Genomic DNA, 14,692 nt, shown 5'->3' with positions numbered 1-14,692 from the left:
GGGCGACCATTTTACCGGAATTTTGCCCCTCTGTATCGGATCAGGACTGGCTGAATTTCTGTTTCAGCGCCGCCACCACGGACGGATTGACAAATTCACTCACATCACCGCCCAGCGATGCAATTTCACGGATCAACGTGGACGAAATATACGACAGATGATTGGCAGGGGTCAGGAACACACTTTCAACATCCGGGGCCAGGCGACGGTTCATGTCGGCCAGCTGGAATTCGTATTCGAAGTCTGACACGGCTCGCAAGCCGCGCAGAATCACCGTTGCGCCCTGGTCTTTGACGAATTCAGCCAGCAGGTAGCTGAACCCGGTAACCCTCACATTTGGCAGGTGGGCGGTGGCCTTTTCGACCAGGACGACCCGTTCTTCCAGGGTCAGCAACGGCTGTTTTTTGGTGTTGGCCGCGATGGCAACAACCACGGTATCGAACATTTTCCCGGCCCGCTCAATGATGTCGGTGTGGCCGTTGGTGACGGGATCAAACGTCCCAGGGTAAATTACCGTGGTCATGCAGGTGTCTCCTTGTAGTCTGAATGTACAGCATAACGGAGGAACGGGTGACACGCACCCCGGCTCACCTCGCGGGGCCGGAGTATGGTCGCGGTCAGGCGTTTAAGCGAGCGGCGAGGTGCACGCTGTTGCGGGCGGAGAGCGCATACACGGAGAGCTGGGGGTTCGCCCCGATGCTGGTGGGAAAGATTGAGGCATCGTGGACGCTCAGGTTCGCCACCTGGTGATGTTCGCCGAAGCTGTTGACCACGGACTGCTCGGGTTTGCTGCCCATGCCGCAGCCGCCCATCTGATGGGCGGTGAAGAGCCGCACCCGGTGCGGCGTCATGGGGAGCTTGGCAATGGCCTGCCGGGCGTCAGCCCAGGAGGTGAACCAGGGCGAGTCCAGGTGCATTAGTTGAACCCGTCTGGCGCCCGCAGCAAACTGCAGCTCGGTCATCTTCATGAAGGCCTCTCGCATACCGGTCCATAGATAGTCGGAGATCGGGTAGTCCAGAATCGGACTGCCGTCGTCCTGCAAGCTGACTTGTCCACCCGGGCTATCGCTGTGAAACCCGTCCCGGATCAGGGCGATGACGGACTGCAGCTTGGGCAGTTTGCTCATGTTGCTGGCCTGCTGTTTACCATGGCCGGGCATCACTGCGGCGGACAACGCCGGATGCAACGGTGGCACCTCCATTTTAAAACCGGCGGGTCCGTCAACGCCCTGACGGAAATTGAACTCGTCGGAATAGATGGATTGCGGTGCGCCGTAGTAGGGCTCTACCTGCTGGGGCATTTCCGCCAACGAGGCATTGACAGGATGCAGGAAGGTGCGTTTGCCAAGCCGGTTGTGGGGGTCAGGCAGTTCGGAGCGCAACAAAAGTCCGGGTGAGCCGATGGCGCTGGCCGCCACAACAAAATGCCGGGCCTTCAGTTCAACCTGGATGTTACGGGGCGTGACGCCGTCGGCCGACAGCGCTGTGGCCAGGAGACGGTCGATACGCCCCTGCGCCATCACGAGCCGGTCTGCCCGCAAGCCGTGAATCAGTTGCGCCCGGTGGTCCAGAGCGCCGGGGATGGTGGTTAACAGTGCGCCTTGCTTGGCATTGGTAGGGCAGCCCACACCGCAGTAGCCCAGGTTCCAGCAACCTTTCACGTTGCGGGGAATCACCGCCCACGACCAGCCCAGCTTTTCACAACCTTGCCGGAGCACGTCGTTATTCACATTGGGGGCGACCGCCCAGGGTGCAATGTTGTGGTGTTGTTCGCGCCCATCAAACCAGGGTTTCAGTATGTCGGGTCTCAGATCGTCCAGGCCAAAATGGTCGGCCCAGTGATTCAGTGTTGGTTCCGGGGTGCGAAAGCTGGAGGTCCAGTTGACGGTGGTCGAGCCTCCCACGCATCGGCCCTGAAGAATCGAAATGGCGCCGTCCCGGGTCACTCGGCTCATGCCGTCCTGATACAGGGAAGCGTAGGCGGTCAGTTCATCCATTTTGAAGTCTTTTTGATAGTAGAGCCGCCCCTCTTCCACCATGATCACCGAGAGCCCGGCGCGCGCGAGAATTTCCGCGGTCGTGCCGCCACCGGCGCCAGTGCCGACGACCACGACATCGGCTTCCAGGGTCTGGTTTTCAGTCAGGGTCGCGGCGTCGGTGACTTTCCAGTCCCCAGCCAATCCCTGGGCAATTCGATCCATCAGTGCCATGTGTAACCTCAGTTCGCCAGGAATCAGGCTCGTGTCCTGAATTGCGGCAGGGCGTCCATCGCCCAGGCCGGTGGCCCGGGGTAGCCGGACAGGGGCCAATTGTCCTTGTAGCCATAGAACGCCACATTGGTGACTTTGATCAACGCCATATAGCCTTTGTTGAACAGCCCGACGCGGCTGGTTCGCCAGCGGTTGAGGAAGGCATTCGCCTCGGTGGTGGAGACGTGTTCCCAGCTCGGCCAGACTCGTGCCAGGGTGACTCGGGTCGGGCCAAAATTCAGCAGATCGAACAGTTGTCGCAGCTCGTTCTGGTTGGCGGATCCGAACTGCACCACGCCGGCGTCCATACGCGCTATCGTCCGATCAATCTGCTGACGGCGATCGTTGGGCGCTTCCGGCAACCCCGGTCCTATGATGGCCGGCAGCAAAGCCTCGAATAGAACGATGTCGTCACGGGTGAAAAACCGAAAGGCATAGTCGTCAGCGGTGGCGGTGTCAGAGTTACGCGCCGGTGCGGTAGCGCAACCCATCAGGCCGGCCGTCAGGCTGATGCCGCCCAGTAAAACGGCACCGCCCAGGCCGGTCCGAAGAAAGCTCCGGCGATCCATGGTGGCCGGTGCCCCATGGTCACCGGGTGAGGGTTGGGTCATGGCAGGCTCTCGTGATTGTCGTGAACACTCAATGCAATCGCAGGCAGGCCGCGTTGCGCTGTCTTGAAGGGCCGCCAGCCTTTTCTGCGCAGTCTTGCCCTGAATCCGTTGGTCAGCGGAGCCAGATCGCCAATAGACTTTTCAGCGGCTCCCTAACGGATAAACATTTTGTAGACCATCTTATGCATGGCCGTGCCGTGGGGCGCATAGACAAATTTGCCACTGTTAAAGCGCTGTTTACTGAAGATCGCCCGGGCGTGGGAAAACGTCAGAAACCCTTCTTTGCCGTGGTAGTGGCCCATGCCTGAAGCGCCAACGCCACCGAAAGGCAAGTCATCCTGGGCAACGTGCATCAGGGTGTCGTTGATGCACATGCCGCCCGAATGAGTCTGCGTGACGACGTGTTCCTGCTGGTCCCGTTCATAGCCGAAGTAATATAGTGACAGCGGTCGAGGCTGATCGTTGATGTAATTAATGGCCTCATCAATATTGCTGTAACTGACCACCGGCAAGATCGGTCCGAATATCTCGTCCTGCATCACTTTCATGTCTTCGGTGGCCTTCAAGACCAGATGCACTGGCAGTTTCCGGGTACCGTCCTTCATGTTTTCCTGGGCGGGGTTGATTTCGATGACGTCGGCGCCTTTTTCGCGGGCGTCGTCCAGGTAGCCCTGCAAACGCTGGTACTGGCGTTCGTTGATGATGGCGGTGTAGTCATCGTTGTCCCGCAGGCTGGGGTACATAGTGGCAAACTGGGTGCGGAACTCGTCCACAAAGGTCTGGACCCGGTCCGCCGGGCACAGCACGTAATCCGGTGCTACGCAGGTCTGGCCAGCATTAATGGCCTTGCCAAAGGCTATGCGCTGAGCGGCGTCAGACATCGGGACATCGGCTGAGATGATGGCAGGCGATTTGCCGCCCAGCTCCAGTGTCACCGGCGTCAGGTTCTCGGCCGCGGCCCGCATGACGAGTTTGCCGACCGAAGTCGAGCCGGTAAACAGAAGGTGGTCGAAGGCGCGACTGGCAAAGTCGGCCGCCACGTCGGCCTCGCCAATGATCACCGCAACCAGATCCTGAGGGAAGGTTGTTTCTACCAGTTCCTTGATCAGGGCCGATGTGTGCGGGGTGAATTCGGACATCTTGATCATCACCCGATTACCCGCCGCCAGTGCCGCCACTAAAGGTCCAATCGCGAGAAACAGGGGGTAGTTCCAGGGCACAATGATGCCGACCACGCCCAGTGGCTGGTAGTGCACTTTGTTGCTGGCAGGCTGAAACAGGATGGATACGTTGCGCTTGGAGGGCTTCATCCAGTCATCCAGGTGTTTCAGCGCGTAGTTGATGCCTTGCACCGATGGCATCAATTCAGCAATCAGGGTTTCGTCTTTGGAGCGGCAACTGAAATCCCGATCAATGGTTTCAAGAATTCGGGCTTCGTTTTTCAGGAGCACTCGTTTCAGGCGTTTGAGATTCTCTGTTCGCTCGGTCAGGGAAGGCATGGTATTCCGCCGAAAAGCCAGGCGTTGCTCTTCGAAGATGCGACCTGTGTACTGAATCTGTTTTTTACTTTCAGTCAGTTGAACAACATTGGCAACCATGGTTTTCTCCTTAGCACGGGCGCAAGCCCGCACCCGTGAGGGTGAGCCTGCGGCTGTTTTATTATCGGGTTGGCGTGAGCTGTATCCGGTGTTTAAAAAACACTCTATTTGCGCCTATTGCTATTATTAGAGTATATACTCTAGGTAGTCAAGCGAGTGTCTTTGGCGAATCAGGCCAGATCCAGGCGGAGTGGATCTGGGTGTTAATTCCGGCACGGTAAAACAATCTGTCTTACAGTGAGCTTATGAAAACAAGAGATAAGATACTGCTGTCCAGTCTTGAGCTTTTCAATGAACGCGGCGAGCGCAATATCACCACCAACCACATAGCGGCATATCTGGCGATTTCGCCCGGCAATCTTTACTACCACTTCAGAAACAAGTCCGACATCATTTACGAGATTTTTCTGGAGTATGAGAAGTTGGTGGATTACTACCTTCAGATTCCGACCGATCGCCCGCTCACAGTAGACGATATGGCGTTCTACCTGGAATCGGTATTTGACGGACTCTGGAGCTATCGGTTCTTCCACCGGGAACTGGAGTTTCTGCTTGATAGCGATCAGCGCCTGAGACGGGACTATCGCGCGTTTACCAATCGATGCCTGGCGGCGATCAACCAGATCTTTGACGGCCTGGCTGAAGGTGGGGTTATTCAGCCCCAGCCGGAGGAGTTGCGGTCCGCGATGTCGTTAAACGTGTGGCTGGTCATTACCAACTGGATGGCGTTTCTGAAAACAGCCCACGGCTCGGAGCTGTCGAACAACCTGTCACTGGTACAGTTGAAGCAGGGCATTTATCAAGTGCTGACCCTGGAAATTCCTTATCTCACGCCGGCGTATCTTGAGCCGGTCATGGCCCTTCGGGAGAAGTACCGCCCGGAATTGCCGGAGGCCCGGGTTGCTTGAGGGTTACCTGAGGGGTAATGCAAGGTGAGGGAACTTTCAGCGGGGCAAATGGTCTCAGTGTTTGACGCGTGGGAATTCGGACGATTCCTGGCGTCATCCTGAGTGAATCTCAGGTTTTAGCACGTCGTAAACCCTGACGTTTCACCCGGCTCTTGTTAGCCGGGTCTTTTTTGGGTGGTGCCGGGAACCCATAGGCTTATTCAGCGAATCCCTCGGCGCGCTCCAGCCACTGCGCCAGAGCCTGACGACTCTCATCGACGCCTTTTTTGGACGTGGCCGAAAACATGATCAGGTGTTCGACGCACGAGAACGACTCCAACCTTTTTGCAATGCCCAGCAGCGCGGTTTTGGCCTGCCCAAATTTCAACTTGTCGGATTTGGTGGCGAGAATCATCAAGGAGAGCTGGTTATGCTGACACCATTCCACCATCATTTGGTCAAAATCAGTCAGGGGATGTCGGATATCCATGACCAGCACCAGCCCTTGCAGACTCGTCCGTTGTGACAGATAGTTGTCCAGGTGCTTTTGCCAGTCGTCCTTCATATCCCGGGACACCTTGGCGTAACCGTAGCCTGGTAAATCCACCAAACGGCAAAACTCCCGGTTCAGGGAGAAAAAGTTGATCAACCGGGTGCGGCCGGGCGTTTTGCTGGTTCTGGCCAGCTTGCCATGCGCAGTAATCGAATTGATGGCGCTCGATTTGCCCGCATTGGAGCGGCCAGCAAAGGCCACTTCAGCCCCGGTATCTTCCGGGCACTCTTCGAGACGAGACGCGCTGACCAGAAAACGGGCACTGTTGAACGAGATGGCTTTGGGTGTTGAATCTTCCGTCACGGAGAGGGGATTTCCTATTGGATTTCAGTTGTCAGGGATTAATGTATAATGCTACACCAAATCCGGACAGCGCGCAGAGTGTTGGTGCTGACGGCCTTTAAACAGGCCGCTACTGTCAGTGTCTGCCGACTGAAAAACGAATAACATGATTATGATGAGAGAAGCGGAGCGAGCATGAGAAAACTGATCGCAGGTGTTGTTCTCGGTTTCAGCCTGACGGCGTCAGCCTTCGGAGCGGGAGATCCTGAAGCGGGTAAAGCAAGCGCAGCGGTATGTGCGGGGTGTCATGGGCAAAATGGTGCTGCGCCGGTCATGCCGGTTTACCCGAAACTGTCTGGCTTGGGTGAAACCTACCTGCACAATCAGCTGGGTCTTATTCAGAGTGGCGCCCGCAAGATTCCCGAGATGACGGGCATCCTGACCGGCAAGTCCGATCAGGATCTGCAGGATATGGCCGCCTATTTTGACCAGCAGGCGATGCCGATTGGGAAAGCCGACGCGGCACTGGTGGAGCGTGGTCGCCAACTATACCGTGGTGGCAATCTTGCCTCCGGTGTGGCGGCCTGTGCTGGCTGTCATAGCCCGAACGGCAGCGGCAATGAGCCGGCCGGCTTTCCTCGTTTGAGCGGTCAGCACGCCGAATATGTCGAAAAGCAGTTGTTGGCCTATCGTGAAGGTGAAAGGAGTTCCGGTGGTCAAAGCGCGATCATGATGGACATTGCGTCCCGATTGACGGGTGCAGAGATCAAGGCTGTTGCTAATTATGTCTCCGGCCTGCACTGATTACGGATGTTGATTGTGATGCATAAAGCCCCGCTCTGAGCGGGGTTTTTTGTCGGAGCGTGCGAACTTTATTGCATCATTGGAGTCACAGGGCATTCACTTGAGATTCCTTCCCCCGAATTTAGCCATTGCCAATGAGGTAGTTATGACAAAAATGTGGAAAGCGGCGTTTTTTTTGATGCTGGCGGTTTCTTTTACGGCTCAGGCCGATGCCTGGCAGGAAGGTCAGCACTACACCAAGCTCACGACTCCGGTGCAGACTCGCAGCGGTGACAAAATCGAGGTGGCCGAAGTGTTCTGGTATGGCTGTCCGCACTGCTATACGTTCAAGCCGTTGATTGAGGCCTGGGAAAAAGACATTGCGGACGACGTTGAGTTTGTATTGTTGCCGGCAGCACTTGGGCGCTCCTGGGAGCCTCATGCCCGTGCTTTTTATACCGTTGAGGCCATGGGCAAGCTGGAGCAGACCCACGATGCCTTGTTCAATGCCTTGGCGAGGGACCGGCGCAAACTGAATTCGGCGGAGGAGTTGGCGGGCTATCTGGCGGACTACGGCGTGGATGAAGAAGCTTTTGTAAAGACATTCAATAGCTTCGGCGTCAACGCCAAAATGCAGCAAGCCCAGGCCAAAATTCGTGGCGCGCGCATTACCGGTACACCCACTATGCTAGTAAATGGGAAGTACACGGTAAGCGCCTCCATGTCCGGCAGTCATGAGAACATGATCAAGGTCGTTGACTACCTGGTTGAGAAAGAGCGCGCTGCCCGATAGGCGTTGAAAACAGTGGTTGTGGCCATTTTCGCCATGACCACGCCTCGACATTGACCGATGTGAATGGTGGCGGACGCAAACCCCATGTATAGACGCATCCGAAAACAGCTGCACGGTTGGATGGGCGCCGATGGGAGCGATCGGGGTGCCTGCTCGGGTCTGGACCACGTGCCCGAATTTGAAGCCCATCGCCACATCCGGCTGCTTACGTTCAATATCCAGGTCGGCATCCACACTTCATCCTATCGACATTACCTTACCCGCAGCTGGCAACATTTTCTGCCGCACCGGAACCGTAACGACAATCTTGACCGGATTGCGATGCTGCTTCGCCATTACGATGTGGTGGCGCTGCAAGAGTGCGATGGTGGCAGTCTGCGCAGTGGCTACATCAATCAGGTTCAGTACTTGGCAGAGGCCAGCGGCCTGCCGTATTGGCGGCAGCAGTTGAACCGTAATCTGGGGCCGTTGGCTCAGCACAGTAACGGTCTGTTAAGTCGGTATCGCCCGCTGCGCGTCACCGAACACCGTTTGCCGGGGCTGATTCCGGGCCGTGGAGCAATCATTGCGAAGTACGGCTCCGAGGACGATCCTCTGGTGCTGGTCATGATGCACCTGTCCCTCAGTAAATCGGCGCAACAGCGGCAACTGGGCTTTATCCGTGAACAGATTGCGCCTTATCAGCATGTGGTGCTTATGGGGGATATGAACAATCACGCGGACGAACTGCTAGCCAATACGCCGCTCAGTGACACCGATCTGATTCCGCTGCCGGCGAGCGCGCACAGTTTTCCCAGCTGGCGGCCAGAGCGGGCGCTGGACCATATTCTGGTCAGTCCTTCGCTCGAAATCCAGCGGGCAGAGGTGGTGAGCTATCCGATGTCCGACCACTTACCGATCGCTATGGATATTGCACTACCGAAAGGGTACGTCGAGACGTTTTGAGGGGATGTTACTTTGCTGCAAGCCATAAAAAACCCGGCCTAGGCCGGGTTTTTTATGGAAGCCTGATCAGAATTACTTGATCTTGGCTTCTTTGTAAGCAACGTGCTTGCGAACAACCGGATCGTACTTCTTGATTTCGATTTTTTCCGGGGTGTTACGCTTGTTCTTGTGGGTCGTGTAGAAATGACCCGTGCCTGCTGATGAGACCAGCTTGATTTTCTCGCGCATGATACGGCTCCTTAGAATTTCTCGCCACGGGCACGAAGATCGGCCAGCACAGCGTCAATGCCTTTCTTATCGATAACGCGCATACCTTTGGTAGACACACGCAGTTTCACAAAACGTTTCTCGGACTCAACCCAGAAGCGGTGGTTCTGAAGGTTGGGCAGAAAACGACGACGGCTATGGTTCATCGCGTGAGAAACGTTATTACCCGAAAGCGGTCGCTTACCGGTAACTTGACAGACTCTGGACATACTTGCCTCCGACCTGAGCTAGGGTCTTGAAAATACGAATTCGTTTAATCGCGCCTTCCGGTGCTTGCCAGACGCTGCCATACCAGGCTATGTGAAACGATGGCCTGCGCTCATGGCGTAGTGGCACAACTCGGCACAACCTGAAAATTAAGGGACGCTTTTATACCAGAACCAGGACCCTAACGCAAAAAATTGTTGGGAAATTGGCCAGGTTTTGTCTGTTTCTGCGGGCAACACTTACATCAAGCCCCGTTCGGCCAACGAAACCACTTCGCCATGACCCACCACCATATGGTCCAGGACCCGGATATCCACCAGCCCCAGAGCTTCTTTCAAGCGTTTGGTCAGGCTAATATCCGACTGGCTTGGCTCTGCCACACCGGAAGGATGGTTGTGCGCAAAGATGACCGCTGCGGCGTTGAGTTCCAGTGCCGAGCGAACGACTTCGCGGGGGTAGACCGCGGCGCCATCAATGGTACCACGGAACAACTCCTGGTACTGAATAATCCGGTGCCGGTTGTCGAGGAACAGGCCCGAGAAGACTTCATGGGGATAGGTGCCTAAGCGGCTGCGTAGGTAGGCGCGGGTATCTTCGGGCGAGCGCAGCGGATCGCCCTGTCGCAAGGGTTCATCCATCACGCGCCGGGCCATTTCCATCGCAGCTTGCACCTGCGCGTATTTGGCGGTCCCGAGCCCCTTTATAGCGCAGAACTGGCGCTTGGAGGCAGTCATCAGGCCTCGCAAGCCACCGAAATGGTCAATCAGATGGCGAGACAGGGCCATCACAGGCATACCGGGGGTGCCGGTACGCAGAAAAAGGGCCAGCAATTCGGCGTCTGACAACGAGCCGGCGCCATGGGAAAGCAGTCGTTCACGGGGCCGTTCGTCGGTCGGCCAGGGTGTAGTCGCCATGTGGAGTCCTTTCTTGGCTAGGTAGGTCGCGGTGCTTCCGGCACCGGCCTGGAGTCTAGCACAGCGGGTCGGACTGTCGGCGGCCGCCATCGAATGCTATCTTAAGGCATCTGATTTTATTCACATTGAAGGCGGAGCACGCATGTCGCAGAAACGTATTCTGCTGGGAGTCACCGGAGGTATAGCCGCTTATAAAAGCGCAGAGCTGGTGCGGCTGCTGAAAAAGCGAGGCCACGAGGTGCGCGTGGTTATGACCCACGGCGCCGAAGCGTTTGTCACACCGCTGACCTTTCAGGCGCTCAGTGGTGAAGCGGTACGCACCTCGTTGCTGGATCCAGCCGCGGAGGCGGGCATGGGCCATATTGAGTTGGCCAAGTGGGCTGATTTGGTTCTGGTTGCGCCAGCGTCGGCCGATTTCATGGCACGACTGGCCCAGGGTATGGCGGACGATTTACTGACCACGCTCTGCAGTGCGACCGAATCTCCAATAATACTGGCGCCTGCAATGAACCAGGCGATGTGGAATAACCACCGCACACAGCGGAATGTCGGCTTGCTGGAGTCTGATCCGCAAATCGCTTTGTGGGGGCCGGATCAGGGCGACCAGGCCTGCGGTGACGTCGGGCCGGGCCGTATGCTTGAGCCGCAGGACATTGCCGATCGTGTTGATCGGCCCGCAGCAAAGGTGTTGGCCGGACAACGGGTGGTTATTACGGCGGGGCCTACCCGGGAACCCATTGACCCGGTGCGCTACATCACCAATCACAGCTCCGGCAAGATGGGCTATGCTCTGGCCATGGCTGCTCATGCGGCCGGCGCCGACGTTACGCTGATCAGTGGTCCAGTCAACCTGCCGGCACCGGCGGGCATCAAGGTTGTGCCGGTTATCACGGCGCAGGATATGCTGGAACGGTCCCTGGCGGCGGTCGATGGCGGCTGTGATATCTTTATTGCCACCGCCGCGGTGGCCGACTACCGACCGGCGCAGTGTGCCGATCAAAAAGTTAAGAAGTCGAAGGACGATATGTCGCTGGCGCTGGTGCGTAATCCCGATACCCTGGCCGCCATCGCAGCGCGAAACCAGGCTCCCTTTACCGTTGGATTTGCGGCCGAAACCAACGACCTGGTTCATTATGCGACGGATAAAATGCAGCGAAAGCGGCTTAACATGATCGTGGCCAATGATGTGTCGAAGCCGGACCTCGGTTTCAACAGTGATCACAACCAGGTGACAGTGTTCTGGCCCGATGGTCAGCAATGCCTGGGGCCGGACACCAAAATCACACTGGCCGGGCAACTGGTCGCACTGATTGCCGAGCAGTTCGCTCAGAGCCTGCGCACACAGGGCAAACCCACCAACAGCAGTAAGGTAAAATCATGACCAGACAGTCATTGCAGGTGCGGATTCTGGATCCCCGTATTGGCCAGCAGATTCCTTTTCCGGCCTACGCAACGGACGGTTCTGCCGGTTTGGATCTTCGAGCGTGCCTGCACGAACCGTTGACGATGGCGCCGGGTCAGACGGAGCTACTGAAAACCGGGCTTTCCATCCATATCGGCAACCCGGCCCTGGCAGCAATGATCTTGCCCCGGAGTGGGTTGGGGCATAAGCATGGCATCGTGCTGGGCAATCTCGTGGGATTGATTGATTCCGACTACCAGGGCGAACTCATGGTGTCCTGCTGGAATCGCGGCAGCACCCCCTTCACAGTCGACGTTGGCGAGCGTATAGCCCAGTTGGTTCTGGTCCCGGTGATCCAGGCTGATTTTGAGGTGGTGGAGACGTTTGAAACCAGCGACCGTGGCGCCGGTGGATTTGGTTCAACCGGAACCCGTTAACGATTTCAAAGATCCCACGGGCATGGCTCGGTGAGCGATCTATACTTGTTATCTAAATAATCGAGCCCTCGCAGGCGCGCAACATCGAGCGGATCTCACTATGAAACTCGGCAAAAAGAAAACGACCGAAGAGTTAGCGGCCGAAGTGCCCGAGAAAAAGCGGAAAAATAAGGCGGAAAAACCTGCGAAGGGCTCCAAAATGAAGCGCCTGTCTGCGGTTGTGAGCCTGCAGGTGGCGGTCATTGTTGGTGCCGGGATTGCGACCTCTGCGCTGCTGTTCTATCTGGTCCTGCAGCCGGCGGAATCCAGGCACCGAGACCTCCTGGGGGATCGGATGGCCGATCAGGCCAAGGCTCAGGTTGAGCAGCAGGTCAGGGTTCTGACCCAATTGGTCGAAGGCGTGGCGGCCCAGGTATCGGTTCGAAAGGCGGTCTCCGACCTGAATACGACCGCGGCTGCCATGGCCGATGTCGGTGAATTGTTGCCCTCGGTTTATCGCGCCTTTGCGTTTCCTTATGGTGAGGTTCCGCGGCGCTCGGACAGCACGCTGGGGCTCGGATTTGCCAGCCTCGACGTTGCCCGTCAGGCGGAGTCAGGGCAGGCGCTCGCGCCGGATGCGTTTCCTCGAGACAACAAGTGGTACGTGCAGATTGCTGCCCCCATACGCGATCCCAACAGTCAGACCATTCAGGGCAGCTTGCTGGTCATATTCGATGCCGGCGTATTGGCGCCATCGCTGCAGTCGGTTACCGGTAAAGTGGATCTGATTCAGACCGTCTCCGGTAAAGGGCAGCCGGTAATCAGTGGGGGCCAGGGTTCCGGTAATGCGGTTGAGCGTTCGTTGACACCGCCTAACTGGTCGCTGCGTTACACGCCGGCCGCCAGCACCGAACCACTGGTTAATCGCACGCTGGCGATCGGACTGGCCATTGCGCCGGCGTTGGTGGCGGCGATTCTGGCCTGGTTCCTGATGATGACGGCCCAGCGTTCCATACGTAAAGAAATTGCGGCTCTGATCCAATGGGCGCACAAGGCCTTTGGTGGTGAGCGCGCCAAGCTACCCAGCTTGCAGTGGGATCTGGTAGCGTCAGTCGCCGAGGTTCTGCATCGGTTGGCCCAGGTTACGGATAAACGCCTGGCAAAGGCCCTGGCAGCAGGACGAGGACCAACGGCCAAGCCCCCATCAAGCCAGGGTAAAGCCAAGGCCGGACCCGGTGCGGCGGAACCTGAGCCGATGTTTCAGGACAAGGACATGCTCGATATCGACATGCTGGACGGCGATGACGACGTGCTCGGTATTGGTGGCTCGGACGGAGATAAATCCGGTCGCGGCCTGGGGGTTGAAGAGGTGAGTGTGCCGAAAGTGGAGATATCACCGTCCATCTTTCGTGCCTACGACATCCGCGGCATCGTCGATGAAACCCTGACGCCCGACGTCGTAACGGTGATCGGCCAAGCCATTGGCAGTGAGGCGATCCACCGTCAGGTGCGGACTCTGTGTATTGGTTACGATGGCCGACACTCAAGCCCAGAGCTTGCCGACGCATTGGCCCGAGGAATCCTGTCTACCGGTTGCAATGTGATTGAGGTGGGCGCAGTGCCCACCCCGGTGCTGTATTTTGCCACCCATCATCTTGAAACCGGTTCCGGGGTGATGGTTACTGGGAGTCACAACCCACCGAACTACAACGGTCTGAAAATCATGCTTGGGGGCGAGACGCTCTCGGGCGAGGCTATCCAGAAACTGTTACAGCGCATACAGACCGGCGATATGGAGCAAGGCCGCGGCTCCCGAACGGCACAGGACGTCCGGCGTGACTACCTCAACCGGATCGTGGATGACATTGCGGTCGCGGCTCCGTTGAAAGTGGTCCTCGACGCCGGCAATGGCATTGCCGGCGAGTTGGGTCCGGTGTTGATTGAGGAATTGGGCTGCGATGTCATTCCACTGTATTGCGAGGTGGATGGCGATTTCCCCAACCATCACCCCAATCCTGGTGATCCGGCCAATCTGACCGATTTGATCGAACGGGTGAAAGCAGAACAGGCCGATATCGGGCTGGCCTTTGATGGTGACGGCGACCGACTCGGCGTAGTGACCAACAGCGGTAAGATTATTTGGCCGGACCGGTTGTTGATGTTATTTGCCCGAGACGTGGTCTCCCGGAACCCGGGTGCGGATGTCATATACGACGTTAAGTGCAGTCGCCGACTGGCCGGTGTGATCAGTCAAGCGGGCGGGCGCCCGGTGATGTGGAAGACTGGCCACTCGCTTATTAAAGCGAAAATGCGGGAAACCGGTGCTTTGCTCGCGGGAGAAATGAGTGGCCATGTGTTCTTTAAGGAACGTTGGTACGGTTTTGACGACGGCCTTTACTCAGCGGCGCGCCTACTCGAAATTCTCGGCGTGGAAGATCGCCGGAGCGATGAAGTGTTTGCCGAATTCCCGGAGGATCTCAGCACGCCGGAACTGAATGTGGCGGTTACCGACGAATCCAAATTTGGTCTGGTGGAGCGCCTGAGTAAAGAAGGAACCTTTGGCGATGGCAGTGTCAGTACGATTGATGGCGTGCGGGTGGACTACCCGGATGGCTGGGGCCTGTGTCGCGCCTCCAATACCACGCCGGTGCTGGTGCTGCGGTTTGAAGCGGAGACCGAAGCGGCCCTTGAGCGGATCAAGACGGTTTTCCGGACACAATTACAACGGGTGGCGCCAGATCTGGTGGCGGATTTCTAGGCGCGATAGAATGCGCCTGCCTTCACG

Annotated in this window: 15 protein-coding genes; 7 read left to right on the top strand and 8 right to left on the bottom strand. The window is 57.3% G+C overall.

Features of this window, described 5'->3' with window-relative positions:
- Positions 1-40: 40 nt before the first annotated feature.
- From coaD to GRX64_RS09505, 4 genes are all read right to left on the bottom strand, one after another.
- The gene (gene coaD / locus GRX64_RS09520) at positions 41-523 is read right to left on the bottom strand and encodes a pantetheine-phosphate adenylyltransferase (RefSeq protein ID WP_166266588.1); all 483 of its coding nucleotides are present in this window, start codon (positions 521-523) and stop codon (positions 41-43) included.
- Between the two features lie 94 nt (positions 524-617).
- Positions 618-2,210: a GMC family oxidoreductase gene (locus GRX64_RS09515; RefSeq protein WP_166266587.1), complete on the bottom strand. Its 1,593-nt coding sequence runs from the start codon at positions 2,208-2,210 to the stop codon at positions 618-620.
- Positions 2,211-2,233: 23 nt separating this feature from the next.
- On the bottom strand, positions 2,234-2,860 hold the full coding sequence (locus GRX64_RS09510) for a hypothetical protein (protein WP_166266585.1): 627 nt from the start codon (positions 2,858-2,860) through the stop codon (positions 2,234-2,236).
- Positions 2,861-3,012: 152 nt separating this feature from the next.
- A complete protein-coding gene (locus tag GRX64_RS09505) occupies positions 3,013-4,458 on the bottom strand; it encodes a coniferyl aldehyde dehydrogenase (protein WP_166266583.1) in 1,446 nt (481 codons plus the stop codon).
- Positions 4,459-4,703: 245 nt separating this feature from the next.
- On the opposite strand from GRX64_RS09505, the gene GRX64_RS09500 reads away from it, so the two are divergent.
- The gene (locus GRX64_RS09500; protein ID WP_166266581.1) at positions 4,704-5,366 is read left to right on the top strand and encodes a TetR/AcrR family transcriptional regulator; all 663 of its coding nucleotides are present in this window, start codon (positions 4,704-4,706) and stop codon (positions 5,364-5,366) included.
- A 196-nt stretch (positions 5,367-5,562) separates the two neighbouring features.
- Here GRX64_RS09500 and yihA read toward each other — a convergent pair whose 3' ends face one another.
- Entirely contained in the window at positions 5,563-6,201 is a 639-nt protein-coding gene (yihA, locus tag GRX64_RS09495; RefSeq protein ID WP_166266579.1) for a ribosome biogenesis GTP-binding protein YihA/YsxC, read from the bottom strand.
- A 174-nt stretch (positions 6,202-6,375) separates the two neighbouring features.
- On the opposite strand from yihA, the gene GRX64_RS09490 reads away from it, so the two are divergent.
- The 3 genes from GRX64_RS09490 to GRX64_RS09480 all read left to right on the top strand — a co-directional run bounded on the left by GRX64_RS09490 (position 6,376) and on the right by GRX64_RS09480 (position 8,701).
- Positions 6,376-6,984 carry a c-type cytochrome gene (locus GRX64_RS09490; protein WP_166266577.1) on the top strand — a complete coding sequence of 203 codons (609 nt, stop codon included), beginning with the start codon at positions 6,376-6,378 and terminating at the stop codon, positions 6,982-6,984.
- Between the two features lie 145 nt (positions 6,985-7,129).
- On the top strand, positions 7,130-7,756 hold the full coding sequence (locus GRX64_RS09485) for a thiol:disulfide interchange protein DsbA/DsbL (protein ID WP_166266575.1): 627 nt from the start codon (positions 7,130-7,132) through the stop codon (positions 7,754-7,756).
- 84 nt (positions 7,757-7,840) lie between these two features.
- On the top strand, positions 7,841-8,701 hold the full coding sequence (locus GRX64_RS09480) for an endonuclease/exonuclease/phosphatase family protein (RefSeq protein ID WP_166266573.1): 861 nt from the start codon (positions 7,841-7,843) through the stop codon (positions 8,699-8,701).
- A gap of 72 nt (positions 8,702-8,773) precedes the next feature.
- Here the strand turns inward: GRX64_RS09480 and rpmG are convergent, their stop codons facing one another.
- The 3 genes from rpmG to radC form a co-directional block, all read right to left on the bottom strand.
- Positions 8,774-8,929: a 50S ribosomal protein L33 gene (gene rpmG / locus GRX64_RS09475; protein WP_123635181.1), complete on the bottom strand. Its 156-nt coding sequence runs from the start codon at positions 8,927-8,929 to the stop codon at positions 8,774-8,776.
- A gap of 11 nt (positions 8,930-8,940) precedes the next feature.
- On the bottom strand, positions 8,941-9,177 hold the full coding sequence (gene rpmB / locus GRX64_RS09470; RefSeq protein WP_166266571.1) for a 50S ribosomal protein L28: 237 nt from the start codon (positions 9,175-9,177) through the stop codon (positions 8,941-8,943).
- Between the two features lie 237 nt (positions 9,178-9,414).
- Positions 9,415-10,089: a RadC family protein gene (radC, locus tag GRX64_RS09465; protein ID WP_166266569.1), complete on the bottom strand. Its 675-nt coding sequence runs from the start codon at positions 10,087-10,089 to the stop codon at positions 9,415-9,417.
- A gap of 142 nt (positions 10,090-10,231) precedes the next feature.
- Here radC and coaBC point away from each other — a divergent pair, with 142 nt between their 5' ends.
- From coaBC to GRX64_RS19725, 3 genes are all read left to right on the top strand, one after another.
- On the top strand, positions 10,232-11,470 hold the full coding sequence (coaBC, locus tag GRX64_RS09460; RefSeq protein WP_166266567.1) for a bifunctional phosphopantothenoylcysteine decarboxylase/phosphopantothenate--cysteine ligase CoaBC: 1,239 nt from the start codon (positions 10,232-10,234) through the stop codon (positions 11,468-11,470).
- Complete coding sequence (gene dut, locus GRX64_RS09455; protein ID WP_166266565.1) at positions 11,467-11,928, top strand: dUTP diphosphatase; 462 nt, start codon at positions 11,467-11,469, stop codon at positions 11,926-11,928. Before coaBC ends, dut begins: the two co-directional genes overlap by 4 nt.
- Positions 11,929-12,028: 100 nt before the next feature.
- Complete coding sequence (locus GRX64_RS19725) at positions 12,029-14,665, top strand: phosphomannomutase/phosphoglucomutase (RefSeq protein WP_166266563.1); 2,637 nt, start codon at positions 12,029-12,031, stop codon at positions 14,663-14,665.
- The last annotated feature ends 27 nt before the right edge of the window (positions 14,666-14,692 follow it).

The sequence above is a fragment of the Marinobacter caseinilyticus genome, from assembly GCF_011074955.1.
GTDB classification, from domain to species: domain Bacteria; phylum Pseudomonadota; class Gammaproteobacteria; order Pseudomonadales; family Oleiphilaceae; genus Marinobacter; species Marinobacter caseinilyticus.
Note: the sequence above shows the minus strand (reverse complement) of the source record. Positions and strands in the feature narration are given on the sequence as shown.